Here is a 21,308-nt window from a genome sequence, read left to right on the forward strand (position 1 = left end):
AATATTGATTCGATGGTTGATGGTGCGGCGGGTGAAGCGCATGGGTGTTCATGGGGGGCTCAAGCGTTCGCGCGCGGGACTCGTCCGGTGCGCGCGCTGCGCGGCGCGCATCCTTCGAAGTCGGCCCCGGCCGGGTCGACCCGGCCCGGAAAGACGCTACACTGCGCGAGTTCCCGAACCTGCGGGGAGCGTCAGGACACCGGGCCCGCGGATGGCAAGCACGTGACGATGCAATTGCCCGCCCCCCCTGACGCATTCGAACAAGTAGCCCGGTTTGACACGCCGCGTTCGCGGCCATTAAAGTCGCATCGCGGGCCGGTGGGTCAAGCACACGCCCGGAACAGGCAACGAATGTTCCAGGACTACGGGGCTACCCCGTGGATCAGATCGACACCCCGATGCGTCGCAAGGAGCGCCGTTGCGCGTTGCGCAACACGACTCCTCGCGGCACCAGTCACGTTGGCTCATCGTCCCGCCCATCGATTCCCATGTCCGGCTCCCTGTTCGACACCACCCGCACGATTGCCGAAGCAATGCTGGCCGGTGCGCCTGAACGCGCCGGCGTCCTGTCCCGGATGGCGGCCGTGCTCGGCAGCGCGCCACCGTGGACGCACGAAGTCGCGGATGCCGCGCTCGCCCGCTTCGGTGCGCGCTGGGACGACGTCGACATCGGTACGCTGGCGGCGGTCCTCGCCGATGCGCCGGCTTTCGTGCTCGCCTGGTACGGCAGCGATCGGCCGGCCGCGATCCGTGTCGTGCGGCGCGCGCCGGTGCAGCGGCCGTTGCCGGCGCCGCTCGCCGGCTGCGACGTGCCGCAATGGGCGACGCCCGGCGATCTTGCCGGCTGGCTCGGCGTGAGCGCGCCAGCGCTCGACTGGCTGTCCGACCACTGGCGCGTCGACGCGCGCGGCAGCGCCACGCCGCTGCATCACTACACGTACGTGGCGCACGACAAGCGCAGCGGCGGCAGCCGTCTCGTCGAAATCCCGAAAGGCCGGCTGCGCGAAGCGCAGCGCCGCATCCTGCACGGGCTGCTCGATCGCATCGCGCCGCACGGTGCGGTGCACGGTTTTCGCAAGGGGCACGGCATCGTGTCGTTCGCGGCGCCGCATGCGGATCGCGATGTCGTCGTCCGTTTCGATCTGGCGGATTTCTTCGTATCGATACGCGCCGCGCGCGTGCACGCGCTGTTCGTCACGCTCGGGTATCCGGCCGCAGTCGCGCGGACGCTCACCGGGCTGTGCACCAATCGCGTGCCGTCCGCGCGGCTGCTCGCGCCCGACCTGCGCGACCGGTTCGACTGGATCGGCCGCCAGCGCTATCGCGAACGGCATCTGCCGCAAGGGGCGCCGACGTCCCCGGCCCTCGCGAACCTGAGCGCATTCCGGTTCGACATGCGGCTCGCCGCGCTCGCGCGATCGCTCGGTGCAACCTACACGCGCTATGCCGACGATCTCGCCTTTTCCGGCGGTGGCGCGCTGGCGCGCGACGTCGAGCGGCTGCAGGTCCGGGTCGCCGCGATCGCGCTCGAGGAGGGCTTTGCGCTGCAACTGCGCAAGACGCGCGTGATGCGGCGCGGCATGCGGCAACAACTGGCCGGGGTGGTCGTCAATCGTCATCCGAATCTGGCGCGCGACGAGTTCGATCTCCTGAAGGCCATCCTGACCAACTGCATCCGGAGCGGGCCGGCGTCGCAGAATCGCGATGCGCATCCGGATTTCCGCGCGCATCTCGCCGGGCGCGTCGCGCATGCGGCCGCGCTGAACGCGGCGCGCGGCGCGAAGCTGCGCGCGCTGTTCGACCGGATCGCGTGGGAAGCCCGCGACATCTGCAGGTAAACGGCCCGGCCCGCATCGACGCCGGCCGTCGGATTCTGCAACACGGCGCCGAGCACTGCTATCATTCGCGCCATGCCGCGCCCGTGCCAAGTGCGGCGCTGACTTGCCGCAGCCGCTCGCCGTGCCTTCGTACATGGCGGGCTGCGCATTGCCGGCCCGGTCCTGTCCTGTCATTGATTGACGCGTGACGTCGTTTAATGCGTATTGCGCAAGCCGTGCCGGCTCAGGCAAACGATTCGTACATTTGACAGCCCCGATCGGCGGAACTTCGTGGTAGGTTCCGCCATCGGAGCTTTTCGAGAAAACATGCCCAAAGAGGATGAATACATGACCCAGGCCCTGCAGGAACTCGAAGCACAACTTCGGGACCTGAACATCAAATTGTCGGATGCCAAGCAGAAGGAGAAGCAGGCCGCGCTCGCGGCATTCAAGGAACAGGTCGAGCTTTTGGGAATTTCGCAGCAGGAAGTACTGAGCGCGCTTGGCTATATCGTCCAGCGAAAGCGCAAGGCACCTGCGAAGTACTACGATCCGACGACCGGCCGCTCATGGTCGGGCCGCGGCCCGCGGCCGAAATGGCTCGAAGGCAAGGATCTCGATACGCTCGCCGTCGACCGCGGGGCCAAGACCTGGTGGCCCGGAGACGACCAGGGCTGAAGCCGGCCGGGCCGCGAGGCCGCCCGGCGCCGTCCGGTTCGCGCAAGCGGGCCGGCCGGCAACACTGCGCCAGCATGCTGTTTTTCATCCGGTGTCCGGCCTGACCGCGACACTGCCGGCCTCGCCGCCGCCGGATCGCCGTTTTTCCCTCCCGTTCATCGCCCGCAGATTCCCGCCCGCCGTCCCGCAAGCGGGTGCCGACGCGCGCGCGGGCCATCGCCGGCGGCTGTTCTGCCGGCCCGTCGGGCATGGGCACAGGCCTTAGAATGTCGCCGGACAATCGTGGCGGGACACCATGGCAGCAAACATGAAACCTTCGTCGCTCGGCGGCCCGTCGGCCCCGCGCGTGGAGCAGGTCGGCGCGTATGCGTGGAAAGCGCTGGCCGGATCGGCGATCGGCTATGCGATGGACGGCTTCGACCTGCTGATCCTCGGCTTCATGCTGCCGGCGATCACGGCGGCGCTGCACCTGACGCCCGGGCAGGGCGGCGCGCTGGTCACGTGGACGCTGATCGGCGCCGTCGCCGGCGGCATCCTGTTCGGTGCGTTGAGCGACCGTTACGGGCGCGTGCGCGTGCTGACCTGGACAATCCTGCTGTTCGCGATCTTCACCGGGCTGTGCGCGTTCGCGCAGGGTTTCCGGGATCTGCTGGTGTACCGCACCATCGCGGGCATCGGGCTGGGCGGCGAGTTCGGGATCGGCATGGCGCTCGCGGCGGAAGCGTGGCCGGCCAGCAAGCGCGCACGCGTGTCGTGCTACGTCGCGCTCGGCTGGCAGGCCGGCGTACTGCTGGCCGCGCTGCTGACGCCGTTCCTGCTGATGCACGTCGGCTGGCGCGGGATGTTCCTGGTCGGCGTGCTGCCCGCGCTGCTCGCCTGGGCGATGCGCAACAAGCTGCACGAGCCTGAAGCGTTCGTGCGGCGCGCAGCCCAGCCGAAGCCCAACGCATTTCGCCTGCTGGTCGCGGACGGCCGGACCGCGCGCACGAGCCTCGGCATCGTGATCCTGTGTTCGGTCCAGAACTTCGGCTACTACGGGATCATGATCTGGCTGCCGACCTTCCTGTCGAAACAGATGGGCTTCTCGCTGACGAAGTCGGGGCTGTGGACGGCGGCGACGGTCGTCGGGATGATGATCGGCGTCTGGGTGTTCGGGCAGCTGGCCGACCGCATCGGGCGCAAGCCGACGTTCCTGCTGTATCAGCTCGGCTCGGTCGTGACGGTCATCGCGTATGCGCGGCTGTCGGACCCGGCCGCGATGCTGTGGGCCGGTGCGCTGATGGGCATGTTCGTCAACGGGATGGTCGGCGGCTACGGAACGCTGATGTCGGAAGGCTATCCGACGGCCGCCCGCGCGACCGCGCAGAACGTGCTGTGGAACATCGGCCGCGCGGTCGGCGGCTTCGGCCCGGTTGCGGTCGGCGCGCTGGCCGCGCACTACTCGTTCCAGACGGCCATCGCGCTGCTCGCCGGCCTCTACGTGCTCGACATGGTCGCGACGCTGTGCCTGATTCCCGAGCTCAAGGGCGTCGAACTCGAGTGAGCGCGGCGATCGCGCGCCTCCCCACGATTTCACCGGAAACCACGATGCAGCAGCAGAACAAGACGATCGGCGTGATGGGCTCGGGCAAGGAACCGTGGCTCGCGTTTTCGGAGCCGCTCGGCGCCTGGCTCGCGCAGGCGGGCTTCAACCTGCTGACGGGCGGCGGGCAGGGCGTGATGCTGGCGGTTGCGCGCGCGTTCGCCGACGTGCCCGGGCGGGCCGGCCGATCGATCGGCATCCTGCCGACGCAGGCCGATCCGCACGCGGGCTTCGTGCCGCTCGACGGCTATCCGCATCCGTTCGTCGACATCCCGATCCTCACGCCGCTGCCGCGCCGCGAGCCGGACGCCGCCCCGGATACGATCAACCGCAACTACGTGAACGTGCTGAGCAGCGACCTGATCGTTGCGCTGCCGGGCGGGCACGGCACGGCCGAGGAAATTGCGCTCGCGCGGCGCTGGCGCAAGCCGCTCGTCTGCTTCGGGCCGGACGGTGCGTTTCGCGAGCTCGCGGCGGGGGCCACGTGCACGTCGTCGCTCGACGACGTGATCCGCTTCGTGGAACACGCGTTTTCGACGGAGCAGGCGCTGCGATAGCGCGTCGAGCAGCGTCGACGCGTGTGCGCCGCGACGCCCGCGCGGCATGACCGGGCCTGCCGTTGCCGGCTGTCCGGGCGACGAAGCGCGACGAAACACGACGTGCCCGCGTGGAACGGCAGTATCGGACTGGTCCGATTCAATGAGGCGAGTGCGCACGATACCCTTTGAGTGTCCAGGAACGGCCGGTCGTTGCGCTCGCCGGTTCGTCCGTCACCTCTGACCCTCCGGCCCGGTTGCGTGCCGGCTCATTCAGGAATCCGCCATGCCCCATACCGTCGAACTTGCCGGCGCGATCATCTTCGGTCTCGCGCTGCTCCACACTTTCTTCGCGTTGTCGGAGAGCCGGCCGTGCGCCCGACCGTCGAGGTCATTTCGCTGCGCCGCGGCGACGCGCGCCGGCATGCGTTCCGCGCCAACGATCCCCATCTGGATTTCGCGTTCGTCGATGCGATCGACGGGCATGTGCTGTCGGATGACGATCTTGCGGCATCCGGCCTGTTCGCGCCCGGGCTGCCGTACACGCGCGGCGCGTTCGGCATCGCGATGACCACGCACCGCCTGTGGACCGACATCGCCTCCGGCAGCGAACTCGTGACGATCGCTGAAGACGATGCGATCTTCCGGCCGGACTTCCACGACGCCACGCAGCAATTCCTGCGCGACAACCCCGGGCGTCACGATTTCGTCGCGTGGGGCTACAACTTCGATTCGATCCTGCGCGGGTCGATCTTCAACAGCCGCACGCCGGTGACGATGCGCTTCGACGAAGCGGCGCTCACCGATGCGATCGGCGATTTCCAGAGCGACCGCGGCCCGGTGCTCGTGATGAATCTGCTCGAGTTCTACAGGATCTGCGCGTACACGATCTCGCCGGCCGGCGCGCGTTTCCTGCTCGATCGCTGTTTTCCGCTGCAGCCGGAGGCGCTGTATTCGCACGGACTGGGCCGCATGATGCCGAACTGCGGTATCGACGTCGTGATGAACAAGTTCTACGGCGCGATGTGCAGCGCGGCCACGTTTCCGCCGCTCGCCGTGACGATGAATGCGCGCGAGACGTCGACGATCCAGGTTTGACCGCGCGAAACGACGAACCGGCCGCGCAAGCGGTGATTCGGCGATCGGTGTGTGGATCAGGCGCATGGCGGATCGGGCGATCCGGCGGGTGAGCCGCTGCCGTTGATCACGGCAGCGGCTTTTTGCAGATTCAACGCGAATGACGGAACGCGTTGGCAGACTTCCGACGTTTGGAAAGCAGCGATCGTCTCTTGATCATGCGGAACACGGTAGAGATTCGCTTGACTGATTACAGAATCAGCCCGTTCCGATTGGCTGTGACAATCGTCGACGTTAAATGGAAGGGGGCGACGAAGCCGCTTCGTTGGCGACCGTTCGGCCCGGCCGCCTTTATGCTATTTCCTTGATAGCACCGACGCCCGACGCTGCCTTAAGCGCGCGCCGGCGCGCTTAAGGCCGCCACCCCCTTCCTTATCGGGCTACACCCGCTGTCAGACCGACACCGTGATACCCGCCGGGCCCGATTTCCCCACGGGCCGCACCACGATTTCCACATGCTGGCCAAATGCCGCCAGCATCACCATCAGATGATCCAGCGTAACGTTCCGGAGCCGCTCGCGCTGCTCGGGCGTGACCGCTGCCCGGGCCATTTCCGCGAGCGCCGCAGCCTCGTCCTCACTCAGGCCGCGCGAGGCGATCAATGCGTTGAGTTTCAGCACGAGTGCGGACTTGGCCGCCAGTTCCCCGACGTCGTAGTAGTCGAAATCGGCCGGCACGTTGTCGGTGTCGTGATGCTGATTGTCGTGACTCATTGTGCTTCCCCCGTGATCACCGAGAACTGCCGCTGCCGCCGCTCCGTCGCGGGTTCGACAGCGGGGAATCCATTCTTCCCGACCTTCCCGACAGGATCGCTGCCCGCGGCGTCGATCGGCGTGATTACCAGCCGCTGGTGCGACACCTCGATCTGCAGGCGCTGCTCGGGCTCGAAGCCCGCTGCCTCGATCCACCGGCCGGACAGCTTCATCCACAGATGCAGGACAGGCGGCGCCATATCGGTGAGCCTCAGGTGCGGGACGATGCGGCAAGATTGAGACGATGTCTGAGTGTTGACGAAACAGTCTTGGAAAATAAATGGTGCGCTATGATTCGCGTCAGCCATGGTCAACTCCGTGGTTGAGTTGGTTGTGGTCAGCGGCCTGCGGGTGCTCCTACATCTGCAGGCCGCGCTCGTTTACGCGGTGGATTCCGGTCGTCACTTCGTCACATGCGTGGCGTGGCGACATGACCTGAACCTCCTTGCGAAAACGTGCAACCACTGTAGCCAAGTTCGACCGGTTCCGGGTGATGGTTATGTGCGTTTCAGCAGTACTGGCCATCAGGCCGATGTCGCGGATGCTTGCTGCTCAACGATTTCGCGGCGCTTGCGCTGGCCGGCCGCATCGTCGTTTCATCGCCAATGTGTTGAAAAGCGTGTCGAACGATTGCTTCGATGCACTCCGTGGCACGCCGCACGAGGATCGTTTTCGCGGCTCGCCATGACGATGAATGCACGCGTGACTTCGACGATCCAGGCGTGACCGCGCGAGCCGTTCGAGGCGCCGCGCATCGCGGCAGTCCGGGCGACGGATTTCGGCACCGAAAATCGCGCGTGGGCGGCGTCGCACGGCCGGCGCCGGTTGCGGCCGACGCTGATGACGCTGCTCGTCGGCCTCGTGTTCGGCTCGGTGTGTGTCGCGGCGACGCACATCATCGACATCCGCAAGCGTGCGCCGTCACCGGACACGTTCTACGAGGCGGCGATCTCGATGATGCCGGAGGCGGGCGTCGCGGCGCCGGTCGCCGCCGTCGTCGCGCCGGAACGCACGCAGCCGGTGGCGAGTCGGCAGGAATCGTTCGCGATGCAGACGGATAGCCCGGCAGCGCAGAACCCGCAGGAGATCGTCACGACCGTCGTGCCCGCCGCCGCACCGACGCCCACGACCGCACCGAGCCGCAAGCGCGCCCGCATCGCCCCGGCCCGCCAGCCGGCGACGTCAACCGCATCGGTTGCGCCGGCCGCCACGAATGCCGCCGCGCCGAAGGTGCGTGCGGCCCGCCACGACGACGCGGCGCTTGCCGCGGCATCGTCGTCCGGCTCGGCCGCGGCGGTCGGCATGACCGCCGCCGAGTTCACGCGCTGGCTGGCCGCGACGCGCGAACCCGCGCGCCAGGCCGCGCAGCTCGCGAGCCCGGCCGACACGGGCGTGGCCTTCACCGACCAACCGCGCCTGATCGAACCCTGAGGTCCGGGCGTCGCGCGAACGGCGCGCTGCTGAGCGCCGGGCTCGACATGGCCCGCCGCGACGAAATCGACGAACGTTCTGGTCGAGCGACGGCGCGATGTTGATCGCGGCGTCGGTGACGATGAGCGGTTTCGGATAGGCGGGAAGGTCCATCGCATGGACATGGCTGATGCGCCAGTCGGTGCGCAGTCCCGAGGTCGGGGCCGAACCGGTCGCGCGCGGCGAACGCCGCATCGACGTGCGCCGGATTCACGTCACCGGACCACGCGGCGAACAGATCGCTGTCGTCCCGGGAAATGCGAAGCGCGTGCCGGTCAGGTTGTCCGGCAACCGGCCGGCGAGCGCCGTACTCGCGGGTTGCGTGATTCGTCTGGCCATTTCTTGACGAGGATCAGCCCGGGAACGCGAGCAGCCGTTACCGTGGAACAGGACCCAACGATAGCGGGCAGGCACACGGTGACGATCGATCAAGGGCTGACCTCCGAACAGGCAGAACACGCCGCGCAAACGCATCGCGACGGTCGCGTGCTGGCCGTGCGCGGCGCCGTGCTGGACGTCGGGTTCGATGCGCACGCGCTGCCCGCGCTGAACGACGCGCTCGAAATCGTCGTCGACGGTGCGGCGCCGGTGACGGCCGAGGTGCACGCGCACCTGAGCGAAACCGCCGTGCGCGCACTCGCGCTCGCGCCGACCGGCGGTTTGCGGCGCGGCATGACGGTCCGGGCGCACGGCGGGCCGCTGCGGGTGCCCGTGGGCGAGCACGTGCTGGGCCGGCTGCTGACGATGACGGGCGCGCCCGGCGACGATGGCCCGGCGCTGCCCGCCGACGTGCCGCGGCGGCCGATTCACCGCAATGCCCCGCCGCTGGCCGAGCAGAAGGGCGCGAGCACGCTGTTCGCGACGGGCATCAAGGTGATCGACCTGCTTGCGCCGCTCGCGCAAGGCGGCAAGGCCGCGATGTTCGGCGGCGCCGGGGTCGGCAAGACGGTGCTCGTGATGGAGCTGATCCATGCGATGGTCGAGCGCTATCAGGGCATTTCGGTGTTCGCGGGCGTGGGCGAGCGGTCGCGCGAAGGGCACGAGATGCTGCTCGACATGCGCGGCTCCGGCGTGCTGGGCCGCACGGTGCTGGTGTATGGCCAGATGAACGAGCCGCCGGGCGCCCGCTGGCGCGTGCCGTTGACGGCGCTGACCATCGCCGAATATTTCCGCGACGAACGCGCGCAAAACGTGCTGCTGCTGATGGACAACGTGTTCCGTTTCGTCCAGGCGGGCGCGGAGGTGTCGGGTCTGCTGGGCCGCCTGCCGTCCCGCGTCGGCTACCAGCCGACGCTGGCGAGCGAGGTCGCCGCGCTGCAGGAGCGGATCGCGTCGGTGGAAGGCGCCGCCGTCACGGCAATCGAGGCCGTCTATGTACCGGCGGACGATTTCACGGATCCGGCGGTGACCGCCATTGCCGCGCACATCGACAGCATGGTGGTGTTGTCGCGTTCGATGGCGGCGGAAGGCATGTATCCGGCGATCGATCCGGTCGCGTCGTCGTCGATCCTGCTCGATCCGCTCGTGGTCGGGGACGAGCACGTCGCGGTCGCGACCGAGGTGCGCCGCGCGATCGAGCATTACCGCGAACTGCAGGACGTGATCGCGCTGCTCGGCATCGAGGAACTGGGCGCGGACGACCGCCGCACCGTCGAACGCGCGCGCCGCCTGCAGCGCTTCCTCACGCAGCCGTTCGCGGTGACCGAGGCGTTTACCGGCCAGCCGGGCCGCTCGGTGACGACCGCCGAAACGATCGCCGGCTGCGCCGCGATTTTGCGCGGCGAGTGCGATGCATGGCGGGAAAGCTCGCTGTACATGGTCGGCACGCTGGACGACGCGCGCCGCAAGGAAGCCGCCGCCGCGGGCGGCAATGGAGGCGCGCATGGCTAGGCTCGACCTGACGATCGCGACGCCCGCGCACCTGCTGGTCGATACGCTGGAGATCGCCTCGCTGCGCGCCGAGGATGCGACCGGCAGCTTCGGCGTGCGGCCCGGCCACGTCGATTTCGTGACGCTGCTGCGCGCGTCGGTGGTGCGTTGGCGAACCCCCGACGACCAATGGCATTACTGCGCACTGGACGAAGGCGTGTTGAGCGTGTCCGGCGGCGTCCGCGTCGCGATCGCGTGCCGCGACGCGGTGCCCGGCGATTCGCTCGAACAACTCGACGCGCTCGTGCGTGCGAACCGCGCAGCCCGGCTGGACGCCGAACGGCGCGCCCGCGTCGACGAGACACGGCTGCATGCCGAAACGGTCAGGCGTTTGCTGACCTATCTGCGACCCGGGGGAAGCGCGGGCGACGCTCGCGATCCGTTCGTCGCGGAGCCCCGGCGATGAGCGGGCGGCCGCCGCCGGATCAGCGCGACCGGCCCGATCGCGTCGAGCAGGCCGCGCGGCATGCCGCCGAACGCGCGTCGCGCGGCGCACGCGATCCCGAACCGTCGCTGGGCACGCGGCTGGCGCAGATCGGCGTGCTCGGCTGGGCGATTCTCGCGCCGACGCTCGCCGGGCTGGCGCTGGGGCGCTGGCTGGACCGGTTGTATGCGACGCGCGTGTTCTTCTCCGCGCCGCTGGTCATGATCGGCGCGGCCGCCGGGTTCTGGTTCGCGTGGAAATGGATGCATAACCAACAAGGACACGACCATGACGATTGATGCGTGGCTGGCGCCGCCTGCCGTCGCCAGCCTGGCCGCCGCGATGCTCGGCGTTGCCGTCGGGCTTGTGCTCGGTGCGTGGCACTTCGGTTCGCTCGCATGGAACGGCCGCCTGTTCGCCGCCGGCCGCGTGGCTTGCGCGCTCGGACTGCAAGGCGCGCGCATCGCCATCGCGGTCGCCGTGCTGGTGGCGCTGGCCCGGCTCGGCGCCGCCGCCGTCGTGGCGGGCGCGCTCGGGCTGCTGGTCGCGCGCGCCGTCGCGCTCCGATACGCCGGCGCATTGACGGCACCCCGGAGGCCGCGATGAGCGCCTCGCCGCTGGCGACCGTCCCGCTCTGGACGCTGGGCCCGCTGTCGATTTCGTCGCCCGTGCTGGTCACCTGGGGAATCATGCTGGCGCTGGCCGCGTTCTCGGCGTTCGCGCGCCGCCGCCTGTCGCTCGAGCCGTCGCGCCTGCAAAGCGTGCTGGAACTGCTGGTCGCCACCGTCGACGCACAGATCGTCGACACGATGCGAGCCGGGGCCGCCCGCTATCGCGCATTGATCGGCACGATCTTCCTGTTCGTGTTCACCGCGAACGCTTCATCGCTGATCCCGGGTGTCGAGCCGCCCACCGCGCACCTGGAAACCGACGCGGCGCTCGCGCTGGTCGTCCTCGGCGCGACGGGCTACTACGGCGTGCGCACGCGCGGCTGGAAGAACTATCTCGCCACCTTCGCCGAACCGACCTGGGTGATGATCCCGCTCAATCTCGTCGAGCAGCTGACGCGCACGTTCTCGCTGATCGTGCGGCTGTTCGGCAACGTGATGAGCGGCGTGTTCGTGATCGGCATCGTGCTGTCGCTCGCGGGGTTGATCGTGCCGATCCCGCTGATGGCCCTCGACCTGCTGACCGGCACGGTCCAGGCCTACATCTTCATGGTGTTGTCGATGGTGTTCATTGGTGCGGCGGCGGCCGATGACGAACCCTCCGTTCACCGCCGCAAGCAGGAGCAGTCATGAGCAATCTCGTCGAAATCGTCAGCATCGCGGCAGCGGCGCTCGCCGTGTCGTTCGGGGCGATCGGGCCCGCGCTGGCCGAAGGCCGCGCGGTCGGCGCGGCCATGGACGCGATTGCCCGCCAGCCCGATGCGGCGGGCACGGTGTCGCGCACGCTGTTCGTCGGGCTGGCGATGATCGAGACGATGGCGATCTACTGCCTGGTGATCGCGTTGCTGCTGTTGTTCGCCAACCCGTTCATCAAGTAGCGCGAGGCGACGATGCGAATCGACTGGTCCACGCTGATCCTGCAGACCATCAACGTGCTGGTGCTGGTGTGGCTGCTGTCGCGCTTTCTGTTCAAGCCGGTCAGCGCGATCATCGCGGCGCGCCAGGAAGCGGCGCGCAAGCTGATCGACACCGCGCGCGACGATGCGCGCGCGGCGAGCGATGCGCGCCAGGCGGCGGAGGCCGAACTCGCCAGGGTAGTGGCCGCGCGCGCCGATGCGTTGAAGGAGGTGGCGGGGCAGGCCGCCGCGGAGAAGGCATCGCTGCTCGCGCAGGCGCAGGCGGAAGTGGGACAGTTGCGCGACGCGGCGGCTGCCCGGCTGGAGTCGGAACGGCTCGAGCGCACGCGCGACGACGCCCGCCGCGCGACCCGCCTCGCGCTCGACATCGCGGCGCGGCTGTTCACGCGCCTGCCGGAACCGGCGCGCGTGAGCGGCTTCATCGATGGCCTCGCCGGACAAGTCGCGATGCTGCCCGAATCGGTCCGCTCGGAACTGGGCGCGGGCAATACGCCGTTGCAACTTCGCACGCCGCGCGCGCTCGATGCGCAGGAAATCGCGTCATGCCGGGCCGCGCTTTCCGCCTGCCTGGGCCGGCCGGTCGAACTGGCGGTGCGGATCGACGCGTCGCTGATCGCGGGACTCGAGCTGGACGCGGCGCACGCGCGGGTGCGCAACAGCCTGAAGCAGGATCTGGAACATATCGAGGCGGTACTGCTGAATGACGATGAAGCCAGCCGATCTTCCTGAACACGCCGACTGGCTCGCACGCCAGCGCGCCGCGCTCGAGGGCGCCGCACTCGCGCCGTCGGCGGAGGCCATCGGGCGGGTCGAACGGCTTGCCGACGGGATCGCATTCGTGTCCGGCCTGCCCGACGCGATGCTCAACGAGCGTCTGCTCTTCGACAACGGCTCGACCGGCTTCGTGCACACGCTCGATGCCGACCAGATCAGCGTGGTGCTGCTCGACGCCGATGCGGGGTTGGAGGCGGGCGCGGCGGTGCGCTGCTCGGGCGCCGTGCTGGAGGTGCCGGTCGGCCCGGCCCTGCTCGGCCGGGTGGTCGATCCGCTCGGCCGGCCGCTCGATCATCCGGGCCCCGTCGGCACGACGATGCGCTCGCCGATCGAACGGCCGGCCCCCGCGATCATCGATCGGGACCTGGTGGTCGAACCGCTCGAGACGGGCTTGCTGATCGTCGACGCGCTGTTCACGATCGGCCGCGGGCAGCGCGAACTCATCATCGGCGACCGGGCGGTCGGCAAGACCGCGCTGGCGATCGATGCGATCGTCAACCAGCGGCATTCGGACGTGATCTGCGTCTACGTGGCGATCGGCCAGCGGGCGAGCGCCGTGCAGCGGGTGATCGACGCGGTGGCCCGGTACGGCGCGCCGGAGCGTTGCATTTTCGTCGTGGCGCCGGCCGCCGCGGCATCCGGGCTGCAGTGGATCGCACCGTTCGCCGCTTTCTCGATGGCCGAATATTTTCGCGACCGCGGCCAGCACGCGCTCATCGTGATCGACGACCTGACCAAGCACGCGGCCACGCACCGCGAGCTGGCGCTGCTGACGCGCGAGCCGCCGGGCCGCGAAGCGTATCCGGGCGACATCTTCTATCTGCATGCCAGGCTGCTCGAACGGGCCGCGAAGCTGTCCGCGAAGCTCGGCGGCGGTTCGCTCAGCGCGCTGCCGATCGCGGAAACCGATGCCGGCAACCTGGCCGCCTATATCCCCACCAACCTGATCTCGATCACGGACGGCCAGATCGTGCTGGACGCCGCGCTGTTCGCGTCCAACCAGCGGCCCGCCGTGGACGTCGGCCTCAGTGTCAGCCGGGTGGGCGGCAAGGCGCAGCACCCGGCGCTGCGCGAGGCGTCCGGGCGCTTGCGGCTCGACTATGCGCAGTTCCTCGAACTCGAGGCGTTCACGCGCTTCGGCGGGTTGACCGATGCGCGCCTGAAAGGGCAGATCACGCGCGGCGAGCGGATTCGCGCGCTGATCACGCAGCCGCGCTTTCATCCATTGCGAACGATCGATGAAGTCGTGCTGCTGAAAGCGCTCGCCGACGGCGTGTTCGACGCCGCGCCGCCACGCCTGCTGACGGCGATTCGCGAACAACTGCCGGCCTGGCTCGATGCGCATCAGGCGCCACCGGGCGCCCTGCTCGACGATCCGGCCGCGCTCGCCGGGCGGGTCCGGATGGTCCGGGAGCAGGTCGAGCGGCTGGCCGCCCAGGCCGGCGCGACGGAATCGGGAGCCGTGGCGTCATGAGCGACAAGCTGAGCGCCGCGGAGGCGCGCGCCGAGACCGCCCGCCAGCTGCAATCCGTGATTGGCGCGATGCGCGGCGTCGCGGCCGCGCGTGCGCACGACGCGCAGGCGCGATTGCCGGGTGTGCGCGCGTGTGCCGCGATCATCGGCGCGGCGATCGGCGCCGTCCTGTCGGCGGATCCGACGCGCCCGGCGGGCGGCACGGCCGGCGCGCCCGCGAAACCGCAGGTGGTTATCGTGCTGTGCAGCGAGCAGGGCTTCGTCGGGGCATACAACGCGCAGATTCTCGATCGCGCCCGCCGCTGCGGCGAGGTTGCCCACTATCTGCTGATCGGGTCGCGCGGCGCGGCGCTCGCCGACGCGTGCGGACTGCCGGTTGCGTGGACCACGCCGATGACTTCGCGCGCGGATGACGTCGTCGCCCTCGCGGGCCGCCTGACCGATGCGCTGTTCGCCCATCTCGCCGCCAGCGGCGCCGAAACCGTGTCGATCGTGCACGCGATGCCCGGCTCCGCGAGGCTCGACGTCGTCGAGCATCGGCTGCTGCCGTTCGACTACAGCCGCTTCGACGCCGCGCCGCGCTCGCAGCCGCCATTGCTGAACCTGCCGCCCGATCGGGTGCTGGCGGAGCTGGCGCAGGCGTATGTATTCGTCGAACTGTGCGAAGCGGCGATGCTGGCGTTCGCGGCGGAAAACGAAGCGCGCACGCGGGCCATGATCGCCGCGCGCGCCAATATCGAACACAAGCTCGCCGAATTGCTGCAGATCTGCCGGCTCGCGCGCCAAGACGAAATCACGGCCGACATCCTCGAACTGGCGGCGGGTATCGATCCGTGACCGGGATGGCCGGTTCCTCCCCGCGTCGGCACGACCTCGTCCGCGCGTCGTCGTCGGCGACGGCGCCGCTGCGCTCCCGGCCGGTCGTGTGGCCGGCACCGGTTTCGCGAGGCCCGCGCCGGTTGGCGGACAGCGTGCGGCGATGTCCGTCGCTTGACGCACATCAACGAGGCCGGGCCGCCGCCACGGAAGATGGATGCACGGAATCGGGTATGGCGAGCGCCCCACGCTGATGAACCGGCTCTCGCCGTCGATCGGCGCGATCAACAGGAGCGGAACATGGGAATCGGGATGCAGATCGCTTATTTCGGCTTCGCCGGGTCGGCTCAGCTGGAGGCGGAAGCGAGCATCCAGCTGATGCGTCTCGAGCCGTTCAGTCCGCGACTGGCCGGCTGCCATCTCGCGATCGAGGCCATGGGCGCGTCGACCCGCCAGCCGACGTATGACGTGCGACTCGATCTGATCACGCGCAAGGGGGAATTTCGTCCCGTTCCGCATATGACAGGCATGGATCTCATGGACGCGCTGAAGCGGGCATTCGACGTCGCCGAGCGGCAACTTGCCGGGATCGCCGCTGCTGAAACCCACGAGAACCCGAGCTGACACGTTCCGCGCATCGGACGCCATTCGCCGTGGCCCGACGCATCGGCCCATCGGCCCACCGCGGTTCGCCAGGCGTGGGTCGATTCGCCGCGGTGATGGAGGCGGCGCAGTCGGCGCCGGTGGTCCGGCTAATCTTCTTCGTCGCCCGTGAATATCTCGTGCTCCGGCGTCTCGGCCGTATCGTCGACACACTGCACCCGCCATGCGCCAGGCACTGGCGCCTGCCGGGCATCGCGCAGCCAACGCGCGATGCCGGCCTGGCCTTCGAACGGCCCGGACGGTGCGTCGAGATCGAAATCGTCGAGCCAGCACAGCGCGCCGGCGTCGTCGGGACCGGTCATCAGCGTGGCGCTGCCTTCGCGGACGAGCGTCCCCCACGCGGGCAGGTCCATCCCCGCATGACCTTCGCGCGACCAGCGACGCATGGCCGTGTCGATCCAGAGAATGGCATAGGCCGAAGGGTTGTCGCAGGCGAAAGTATCGAGATGCAGGGTGATTCGCACGATGGGCTCCGAATCGACGAAGGAGGGCGGCCGCCGGCACCGGCGGCCGACGCATTTACTGGCTCATGACCCAGCGAATCGCGTATGCGCGTCCTCGGAAGACAGCGGGCCGCCCACGCTCGGCAGGCAGCGGCGTCGCGGTGTCGCCGCAGTGCGCGCGGCCGCCGAGTCTCGGCTTGGCCGCGAGGATGTCTTAGGCATGCGTGTCATGGGAGCGGTCGTCATCGCGCGGTGCGTTCGGCAAGTCGTCCGACCCAGTCTATGCGCGGACTCGCGCAGGCGATTGATGCAAGTCAAACGCCGGAACGCGCTCCCCGGCGATCTGGAATCCGGTCACTTGCGCGTGGCCGTCGCGATGCATGACGATCGTCTTGAACGAGCCGGTGCGGACCGAGTAGAGACGCTGGAACGGATCGTGCGCGCGGAACAGCGGCTCGCCCCGCTTGACCGAGCGGCTCACCGCATCGGGTTCCGGCTGCCCGGCGTCGCCTGCCAGCGCCAGTCGCGGATTTCCGGCAGGTCGTCGCCGTACCGGTCCACATGGCGTCGATGCTCGACCAGCCTGTCGCGCAGGTACTGCCTGAAATGCGCACCCGCCTGCACCTGTTCGCCCACGTGATCGAGCACGGCCTCGCACAGATGGAAGCGGTCGACCCGGTTGAGGACCGTCATGTCGAACGGCGTCGTGGTCGTCCCTTCCTCGATGAAACCGTGCACGTGGAAATTCGCGTGATTCGCGCGGCGATAGGTCAGCCGGTGAATCAGGGCGGGGTAGCTGTGATGCGCGAAGATCACCGGCCGGTTCGTCGTGAACATCGCGTCGAAATCCGCGTCGCTCAACCCGTGCGGATGGACGTCGGCAGGCTCCAGCGTCATCAGGTCGACGACGTTGACGACCCGGACGCGCAACGCCGGCAGATGGATGCGCAGCAGGTCGACGGCGGCGAGCGTCTCGAGCGTCGGCACGTCGCCCGCGCAAGCCATCACGACATCCGGTTCACCGTCGCCGTCGTTCCCCGCCCACTCCCAGATGCCCGCGCCGGCGCTGCAATGCCGGATCGCGGCATCCAGGTCGAGCCATTGCGGCGCCGGTTGCTTGCCGGCGACGATCACGTTGATCCGGTTCCAGGTGCGCAGCGCGTGATCGGTGACGACCAGCAGCGTGTTCGCGTCCGGCGGCAGGTAGACGCGCACCGTGTCGGCCTTCTTGTTGACCGCGAAATCGATGAAACCCGGATCCTGGTGGCTGAAGCCGTTGTGGTCCTGCCGCCAGACGTGCGAGGTCAGCAGGTAGTTGAGCGACGGCAGCGGCCGCCGCCAGCGGATTTCCCGGCACGCCTTCAACCATTTCGCATGCTGGTTGAACATCGAATCCACGATATGGATGAACGCTTCGTAGCACGACATCAGCCCGTGCCGCCCGGTCAGCAGATAGCCTTCGAGCCAGCCCTGGCAGGTATGCTCGCTGAGCATCTCCATGACCCGGCCGTCGGGCGCGAGCTGGACGTCGTCGGGATCGGTCGCGGCCATCCAGGTGCGCGCGGTGACGTCGAACAGCGCCGACAAGCGGTTGGATTCCGTTTCGTCCGGGCCGAACACGCGAAACGTGCGGTCGGCCAGATTCGCGGACATCACGTCGCGCAGGAAGCCGCCCATCACGCGCGTGGCCTGTGCGTCGACCTGCCCGGGCGCGGGCACCGCCACCGCGTGGCGGGTGAAATCCGGCATCCGCAACTCGCGCGCCTCGCCGCCGCCGTTCGCCACCGGATTCGCGCTCATCCGGCGCGATCCGGCCGGCGCCAGCGACCGGATCGCCTCGCACGGTCGCCCGTGCGCGTCGAACAGTTCGTCGGGGCGATAGCTGCTCAGCCAGTCTTCCAGCAAGTGCAGGTGCGCCGGTTGCTTCAGGTCCGCAATCGGCACCTGGTGCGAACGGAAGTGGCCTTCCGTTTTCAGGCCGTCGACGCGCGTCGGGCCGGTCCAGCCCTTGGGTGTGCGCAGCACGATCATCGGCCAGCGAGGGCGGGCGAGGTTGCCTGCGCTGCGCGCCCGCGCCTGGATGCCGCGAATGTCGTCCAGCGCGTCGTCGAGCGCGGCCGCCATGCGCTGGTGCGTGGCCATCGGCTCGTCGCCCGAGACGAACAGCGGCCGATAGCCATAGCCGGTCAGCAGGCTCTCCAGTTCGTCCTGCCCGATGCGGCTGAGGATCGACGGACTGGCAATCTTGTAGCCGTTCAGATGCAGGATGGGCAGCACCGCGCCGTCCGAGGCCGGATCGAGGAACTTGTTCGAATGCCAGGCGGTGGCGAGCGGCCCGGTTTCCGCCTCGCCGTCGCCCACGACGCAGGCGACGATCAGCCCGGGGTGATCGAAGGCCGCACCGAATGCATGCGACAGCGAGTAGCCGAGTTCGCCGCCTTCGTGAATGGAGCCCGGCGTCTGCGGCGCGATGTGGCTCGGCACGCCGCCGGGGAAGCTGAACTGGCGGAACAGCGCGGCCATGCCCTCGGCGTTTTGCGGCACGTTCGGATAGGTGTCGCTGTACGCCCCTTCGAGCCAGGCGTTGGCGAGCACGCCGGGGCCGCCGTGGCCCGGGCCGGCGATGAACAGCACGTCGAGATCGCGCGCGTTGATCGCGCGGTTCAGATGGACGTAGATGAAGTTCAGCCCAGGCGTCGTGCCCCAGTGGCCGAGCAGGCGAGGCTTGACGTGCGCGATCTGCAGCGGCTCGCGAAGGAGCGGATTGTCGAGCAGGTAGATCTGCCCGACCGACAGATAGTTGGCGGCCCGCCACCACGCGTTCATGCGATGCAGCAGCGCGTCGGAAAGCGGGGCGGGGGAGGTTGGGTCGGCTTGGGTCATGCCATGCTCCTGCAAGTGACGCGCCGCGTGACGGACACTCGACACGTGGCGAATCGCCCGGTTTTCACCGTGCGATGCGATAACGACGAGGCCGGCCCTTCGTCACGCGCCGGCGTCGATGGGCGGCGTCCGATCATGCAGCCGCCGCGCGACAGTCGGATCGCGTCGGACGGACTCCGCGTGCGGCAGGGCCCGTCATTCGGATGTCTGCATGAAGCGCCACGGCGCACATCGTTCCGGGTGGCAACATCGTCGGTCGCGGCAGCGTCCGGGCCGTTGACATGGGTCAAGCATGCTCGGGGCGGGATCGGGAGGCCGGCAGCGCAACCCGCCAACCACGATCCGCCCGCGCTCAGGCATCGTGCAGCGTCGTGAATGCTCGATACAGCACCCGTGGGTCGTGCTGTCCCTTGTAGACCGGGGGCGGCCGCCGGTCGAGATCGAGCAGTGCCGCGACGGCCGTCTGAGCGCTGCGGATCGAGTATTCGACGGTAAACACGACGTCGTCCGGCAACTCGCAGAACTGCCCGACGAAAGCAAGATTGGCCGTGCCTTCCGGCGTCACCTGCGGCCGGTCGCCGTCCTGGCGCGCCAGGAACTGGCTCGTGATGAACGGCATCATGCACGGGATGCAGGTGGGCCTGGCGAGGAGGTCGTCAGCCTGCTCGGCGAGTCGCAGATGTCCGAGCAATTCGGTCATGATCTCGCGCCCCGTGCAGGCCGCCATCGGCTTCTCGACGAAGTTGCCGGGCGCGTCGACGAACAGCCCGTATCCCCACAACACGCTGACGTCCTCGGGCTGGCCGAGGAAATGCGGCTGATGCGGCACGACGATCGACATCAGCCAGTTCGACTCCGCGAAGGTGATCAGGCCGCCCTCGCCGGGAACATTGCCGGTCAGGTCGCGAATCCGCTGGAGCAGGACGGGTTCGCGCAGCGTGGCCGTGAACGACAGCCATTTGGATTCGTCGATGTGATCGGCGAACGCGGCCGGGCGTCCGAATGCAGGCCGTCCTGCGGCGATCTTCTCCCACAGCGCCCACGCGCCGGCGTCGGCCCGGCCGTTGAGCGTCGCGGGGCGGTCCATGTCGCCGAGGCTCGATCCTTCCGTCATGGAGCCCAGCGTGACGATCGCGCAATCGCCTTCGCGCACCGCGATTCGGCGGGTGACGCCGTCGCGCTCGCAGACGATTTCCTCGACGCGGGTGTCGCCCTCGGTGCGGCTCAACACGAGATCGGTCACGCGGGTATTCGACTCGAACCGCACGCCGCGCTCGTCGAGCCATTTCTCGAGCGGCCTCACCAGCGAGTCGTACTGGTTGTAGACCGTGCGCATGATTCCCTGGAGCTGGTTGAATCCGGACACCATGTGCGCGAACCGGAGCAGGTAGCGCCTGAATTCGACCGCGCTGTGCCAGGGCTGGAACGCGAAGGTCGTGCACCACATCAGCCAGAAATTCGTCGTGAAGAAGCCGGCGTTGAAGTGATCCGAGATCCGGCTGTCTCCGAGCATGCTTTCCGGCTCGATCGACAGGCGTTCCAGCGCGACGATGTGCGCTTCGTCGAGCCCGAAGGGCGGCTTGTTCACCCGTCGGCCGTCGCGCACCAGGCGCGACTTCGACGCGGTCCGCATGGTCTCGTTCCAGTCGAAGATTTCTCGGGTGACGGAACCTCGCTTGTCGAGCGTCGGGATCGATGAAAACAGATCGTAGGTGCAGAGGTATTTGCTTTCGAGCATGCGGCCGCCCCGGATCACGTAGCCTTCCTCGGCCGAACCCGCGCCGTCCAGGCTGCCGCCCAGGCGATCGAGCGCTTCGATGATCGTGATATTGCAGCCGCGTATGTCGCCGTCCCGGATCAGAAAGGCTGCCGCCGCCAGCGATGCGATGCCGCCGCCCACCAGACAGAACCGGCTGTTGTCCCGATCGATGCCGGCCGCGCGTCGGCGGGCGGCTCGATCCGAATCCCGTGTGCTGCGTTGCATGGAAATGCCCCTGTTCAGATTGGGTGAAACCGCTGCCGACGTCCGGGGACGCCGGATCGCGCTGCCGTCATTGGCGAGCGCTCGGGCCACGATATCCGCGTCCCGGGCACGGCGATTGAGATGCGTCAACCGATCCGGATGCGGCAGGCCAAGCCCGTGCGCATCGCGCGCGGCTTGACGCAACTCAAGCAGATCCGCGGCTTCGTGCGCTGCAATTCGGATGCGCGCGAGGCCCTGCAGAGCGGGGGCGGCGCCGGATGGGCTTGATGTGCGTCAAGGTGCCCGGTGACCCGATGGGCGAGATTGATCACGGGAACGGCTACGACGAAGCGCGGCCGCCACGAATGCGATCCAAGGAGAAT

At 68.7% G+C, this 21,308-nt stretch carries 21 protein-coding genes and 4 pseudogenes; 18 read left to right on the forward strand and 7 right to left on the reverse strand.

What is annotated here, in order from left to right; all coding sequences use genetic code 11:
* The first annotated feature begins 488 nt into the window (after positions 1–488).
* The 5 genes from HWX39_RS16540 to HWX39_RS16560 all read left to right on the forward strand — a co-directional run bounded on the left by HWX39_RS16540 (position 489) and on the right by HWX39_RS16560 (position 5,711).
* Positions 489–1,838, forward strand: coding sequence for a reverse transcriptase family protein (locus HWX39_RS16540; RefSeq protein ID WP_175969081.1), 1,350 nt, complete (start codon positions 489–491; stop codon positions 1,836–1,838).
* A gap of 327 nt (positions 1,839–2,165) precedes the next feature.
* The gene (locus tag HWX39_RS16545) at positions 2,166–2,495 is read left to right on the forward strand and encodes an H-NS histone family protein (protein WP_059522924.1); all 330 of its coding nucleotides are present in this window, start codon (positions 2,166–2,168) and stop codon (positions 2,493–2,495) included.
* Between the two features lie 295 nt (positions 2,496–2,790).
* The gene (locus tag HWX39_RS16550) at positions 2,791–4,038 is read left to right on the forward strand and encodes an MFS transporter (protein ID WP_175969082.1); all 1,248 of its coding nucleotides are present in this window, start codon (positions 2,791–2,793) and stop codon (positions 4,036–4,038) included.
* A 44-nt stretch (positions 4,039–4,082) separates the two neighbouring features.
* Complete coding sequence (locus HWX39_RS16555; RefSeq protein ID WP_175969083.1) at positions 4,083–4,634, forward strand: DNA-binding protein; 552 nt, start codon at positions 4,083–4,085, stop codon at positions 4,632–4,634.
* 351 nt (positions 4,635–4,985) lie between these two features.
* Complete coding sequence (locus HWX39_RS16560; RefSeq protein WP_175969084.1) at positions 4,986–5,711, forward strand: glycosyltransferase family 25 protein; 726 nt, start codon at positions 4,986–4,988, stop codon at positions 5,709–5,711.
* Between the two features lie 431 nt (positions 5,712–6,142).
* On the opposite strand, the gene HWX39_RS16565 is transcribed toward HWX39_RS16560, so the two are convergent.
* Both HWX39_RS16565 and HWX39_RS16570 read right to left on the reverse strand, forming a co-directional pair.
* Entirely contained in the window at positions 6,143–6,463 is a 321-nt protein-coding gene (locus tag HWX39_RS16565) for an XRE family transcriptional regulator (protein ID WP_175969085.1), read from the reverse strand.
* Complete coding sequence (locus HWX39_RS16570; RefSeq protein WP_175969086.1) at positions 6,460–6,810, reverse strand: SymE family type I addiction module toxin; 351 nt, start codon at positions 6,808–6,810, stop codon at positions 6,460–6,462. The genes HWX39_RS16565 and HWX39_RS16570 overlap by 4 nt, the downstream gene beginning before the upstream one ends.
* Between HWX39_RS16570 and HWX39_RS16575 the strand changes: the two genes are divergently transcribed.
* Positions 6,809–7,228 carry a hypothetical protein gene (locus HWX39_RS16575; RefSeq protein ID WP_175969087.1) on the forward strand — a complete coding sequence of 140 codons (420 nt, stop codon included), beginning with the start codon at positions 6,809–6,811 and terminating at the stop codon, positions 7,226–7,228. The two genes, HWX39_RS16570 and HWX39_RS16575, sit on opposite strands and share 2 nt — an antisense overlap.
* A 114-nt stretch (positions 7,229–7,342) precedes the next feature.
* Positions 7,343–7,933 (forward strand): hypothetical protein, encoded by a 591-nt coding sequence (locus HWX39_RS16580; RefSeq protein WP_175969088.1) that lies wholly within the window; start codon positions 7,343–7,345, stop codon positions 7,931–7,933.
* A 78-nt stretch (positions 7,934–8,011) separates the two neighbouring features.
* Here HWX39_RS16580 and HWX39_RS35935 read toward each other — a convergent pair.
* Positions 8,012–8,134: pseudogene (locus HWX39_RS35935) on the reverse strand (phosphate acetyltransferase); the annotation flags it as partial.
* A 261-nt stretch (positions 8,135–8,395) separates the two neighbouring features.
* On the opposite strand from HWX39_RS35935, the gene atpD reads away from it, so the two are divergent.
* From atpD to HWX39_RS16635, 10 genes and pseudogenes are all read left to right on the forward strand, one after another.
* On the forward strand, positions 8,396–9,862 hold the full coding sequence (gene atpD / locus HWX39_RS16590; RefSeq protein ID WP_244135051.1) for a F0F1 ATP synthase subunit beta: 1,467 nt from the start codon (positions 8,396–8,398) through the stop codon (positions 9,860–9,862).
* Positions 9,855–10,307 carry a F0F1 ATP synthase subunit epsilon gene (locus HWX39_RS16595; protein WP_175969089.1) on the forward strand — a complete coding sequence of 151 codons (453 nt, stop codon included), beginning with the start codon at positions 9,855–9,857 and terminating at the stop codon, positions 10,305–10,307. The genes atpD and HWX39_RS16595 overlap by 8 nt, the downstream gene beginning before the upstream one ends.
* A gap of 35 nt (positions 10,308–10,342) precedes the next feature.
* Positions 10,343–10,624 (forward strand): annotated as a pseudogene (locus HWX39_RS16600) (AtpZ/AtpI family protein); the annotation flags it as partial.
* Positions 10,614–10,931, forward strand: coding sequence for an ATP synthase subunit I (locus tag HWX39_RS16605; protein WP_175969091.1), 318 nt, complete (start codon positions 10,614–10,616; stop codon positions 10,929–10,931). The pseudogene HWX39_RS16600 and the gene HWX39_RS16605, both read left to right, overlap by 11 nt.
* Complete coding sequence (locus HWX39_RS16610) at positions 10,928–11,626, forward strand: F0F1 ATP synthase subunit A (protein ID WP_175969092.1); 699 nt, start codon at positions 10,928–10,930, stop codon at positions 11,624–11,626. Before HWX39_RS16605 ends, HWX39_RS16610 begins: the two co-directional genes overlap by 4 nt.
* Positions 11,623–11,871, forward strand: coding sequence for a F0F1 ATP synthase subunit C (locus tag HWX39_RS16615; protein WP_105821004.1), 249 nt, complete (start codon positions 11,623–11,625; stop codon positions 11,869–11,871). The genes HWX39_RS16610 and HWX39_RS16615 overlap by 4 nt, the downstream gene beginning before the upstream one ends.
* Before the next feature lie 12 nt (positions 11,872–11,883).
* Entirely contained in the window at positions 11,884–12,639 is a 756-nt protein-coding gene (locus HWX39_RS16620) for a F0F1 ATP synthase subunit delta (RefSeq protein ID WP_175969093.1), read from the forward strand.
* Positions 12,611–14,026, forward strand: a pseudogene (locus tag HWX39_RS16625) (F0F1 ATP synthase subunit alpha); the annotation flags it as partial. The gene HWX39_RS16620 and the pseudogene HWX39_RS16625, both read left to right, overlap by 29 nt.
* 128 nt (positions 14,027–14,154) lie before the next feature.
* Entirely contained in the window at positions 14,155–14,994 is an 840-nt protein-coding gene (locus HWX39_RS16630; protein ID WP_175969095.1) for a FoF1 ATP synthase subunit gamma, read from the forward strand.
* A 291-nt stretch (positions 14,995–15,285) separates the two neighbouring features.
* On the forward strand, positions 15,286–15,597 hold the full coding sequence (locus tag HWX39_RS16635) for a hypothetical protein (RefSeq protein ID WP_175969382.1): 312 nt from the start codon (positions 15,286–15,288) through the stop codon (positions 15,595–15,597).
* A gap of 128 nt (positions 15,598–15,725) precedes the next feature.
* Here HWX39_RS16635 and HWX39_RS16640 read toward each other — a convergent pair whose 3' ends face one another.
* The 4 genes and pseudogenes from HWX39_RS16640 to HWX39_RS16655 form a co-directional block, all read right to left on the reverse strand.
* Positions 15,726–16,100 (reverse strand): DUF3564 family protein, encoded by a 375-nt coding sequence (locus tag HWX39_RS16640; protein WP_175969096.1) that lies wholly within the window; start codon positions 16,098–16,100, stop codon positions 15,726–15,728.
* A 304-nt stretch (positions 16,101–16,404) separates the two neighbouring features.
* A pseudogene (locus HWX39_RS16645) lies at positions 16,405–16,557 on the reverse strand (cyclic nucleotide-binding domain-containing protein); the annotation flags it as partial.
* Positions 16,557–18,962: a phosphoketolase family protein gene (locus HWX39_RS16650; RefSeq protein WP_175969097.1), complete on the reverse strand. Its 2,406-nt coding sequence runs from the start codon at positions 18,960–18,962 to the stop codon at positions 16,557–16,559. The pseudogene HWX39_RS16645 and the gene HWX39_RS16650, both read right to left, overlap by 1 nt.
* A gap of 352 nt (positions 18,963–19,314) precedes the next feature.
* Positions 19,315–21,075, reverse strand: coding sequence for an oleate hydratase (locus HWX39_RS16655; protein ID WP_279613088.1), 1,761 nt, complete (start codon positions 21,073–21,075; stop codon positions 19,315–19,317).
* Between HWX39_RS16655 and HWX39_RS16660 the strand changes: the two genes are divergently transcribed.
* Entirely contained in the window at positions 21,067–21,213 is a 147-nt protein-coding gene (locus tag HWX39_RS16660; protein WP_175969098.1) for a hypothetical protein, read from the forward strand. The two genes, HWX39_RS16655 and HWX39_RS16660, sit on opposite strands and share 9 nt — an antisense overlap.
* Positions 21,214–21,308 lie beyond the last annotated feature (95 nt).

Origin of the sequence: Burkholderia sp. BCC0322 (genome assembly GCF_902833045.1) — a bacterium.
Taxonomy (GTDB): domain Bacteria; phylum Pseudomonadota; class Gammaproteobacteria; order Burkholderiales; family Burkholderiaceae; genus Burkholderia.

Coding starts and splice junctions, on each gene's coding strand:
- HWX39_RS16540 (WP_175969081.1), top strand. CDS start 489: ATGTCCGGCTCCCTGTTCGACACCACCCGCACGATTGCCGAAGCAATG.
- HWX39_RS16545 (WP_059522924.1), top strand. CDS start 2,166: ATGACCCAGGCCCTGCAGGAACTCGAAGCACAACTTCGGGACCTGAAC.
- HWX39_RS16550 (WP_175969082.1), top strand. CDS start 2,791: ATGGCAGCAAACATGAAACCTTCGTCGCTCGGCGGCCCGTCGGCCCCG.
- HWX39_RS16555 (WP_175969083.1), top strand. CDS start 4,083: ATGCAGCAGCAGAACAAGACGATCGGCGTGATGGGCTCGGGCAAGGAA.
- HWX39_RS16565 (WP_175969085.1), bottom strand. CDS start 6,463: ATGAGTCACGACAATCAGCATCACGACACCGACAACGTGCCGGCCGAT.
- HWX39_RS16575 (WP_175969087.1), top strand. CDS start 6,809: ATGGTCAACTCCGTGGTTGAGTTGGTTGTGGTCAGCGGCCTGCGGGTG.
- HWX39_RS16570 (WP_175969086.1), bottom strand. CDS start 6,810: ATGGCTGACGCGAATCATAGCGCACCATTTATTTTCCAAGACTGTTTC.
- HWX39_RS16580 (WP_175969088.1), top strand. CDS start 7,343: ATGACGCTGCTCGTCGGCCTCGTGTTCGGCTCGGTGTGTGTCGCGGCG.
- HWX39_RS16595 (WP_175969089.1), top strand. CDS start 9,855: ATGGCTAGGCTCGACCTGACGATCGCGACGCCCGCGCACCTGCTGGTC.
- HWX39_RS16605 (WP_175969091.1), top strand. CDS start 10,614: ATGACGATTGATGCGTGGCTGGCGCCGCCTGCCGTCGCCAGCCTGGCC.
- HWX39_RS16610 (WP_175969092.1), top strand. CDS start 10,928: ATGAGCGCCTCGCCGCTGGCGACCGTCCCGCTCTGGACGCTGGGCCCG.
- HWX39_RS16615 (WP_105821004.1), top strand. CDS start 11,623: ATGAGCAATCTCGTCGAAATCGTCAGCATCGCGGCAGCGGCGCTCGCC.
- HWX39_RS16620 (WP_175969093.1), top strand. CDS start 11,884: ATGCGAATCGACTGGTCCACGCTGATCCTGCAGACCATCAACGTGCTG.
- HWX39_RS16630 (WP_175969095.1), top strand. CDS start 14,155: ATGAGCGACAAGCTGAGCGCCGCGGAGGCGCGCGCCGAGACCGCCCGC.
- HWX39_RS16635 (WP_175969382.1), top strand. CDS start 15,286: ATGCAGATCGCTTATTTCGGCTTCGCCGGGTCGGCTCAGCTGGAGGCG.
- HWX39_RS16650 (WP_175969097.1), bottom strand. CDS start 18,962: ATGACCCAAGCCGACCCAACCTCCCCCGCCCCGCTTTCCGACGCGCTG.
- HWX39_RS16660 (WP_175969098.1), top strand. CDS start 21,067: ATGCGTCAACCGATCCGGATGCGGCAGGCCAAGCCCGTGCGCATCGCG.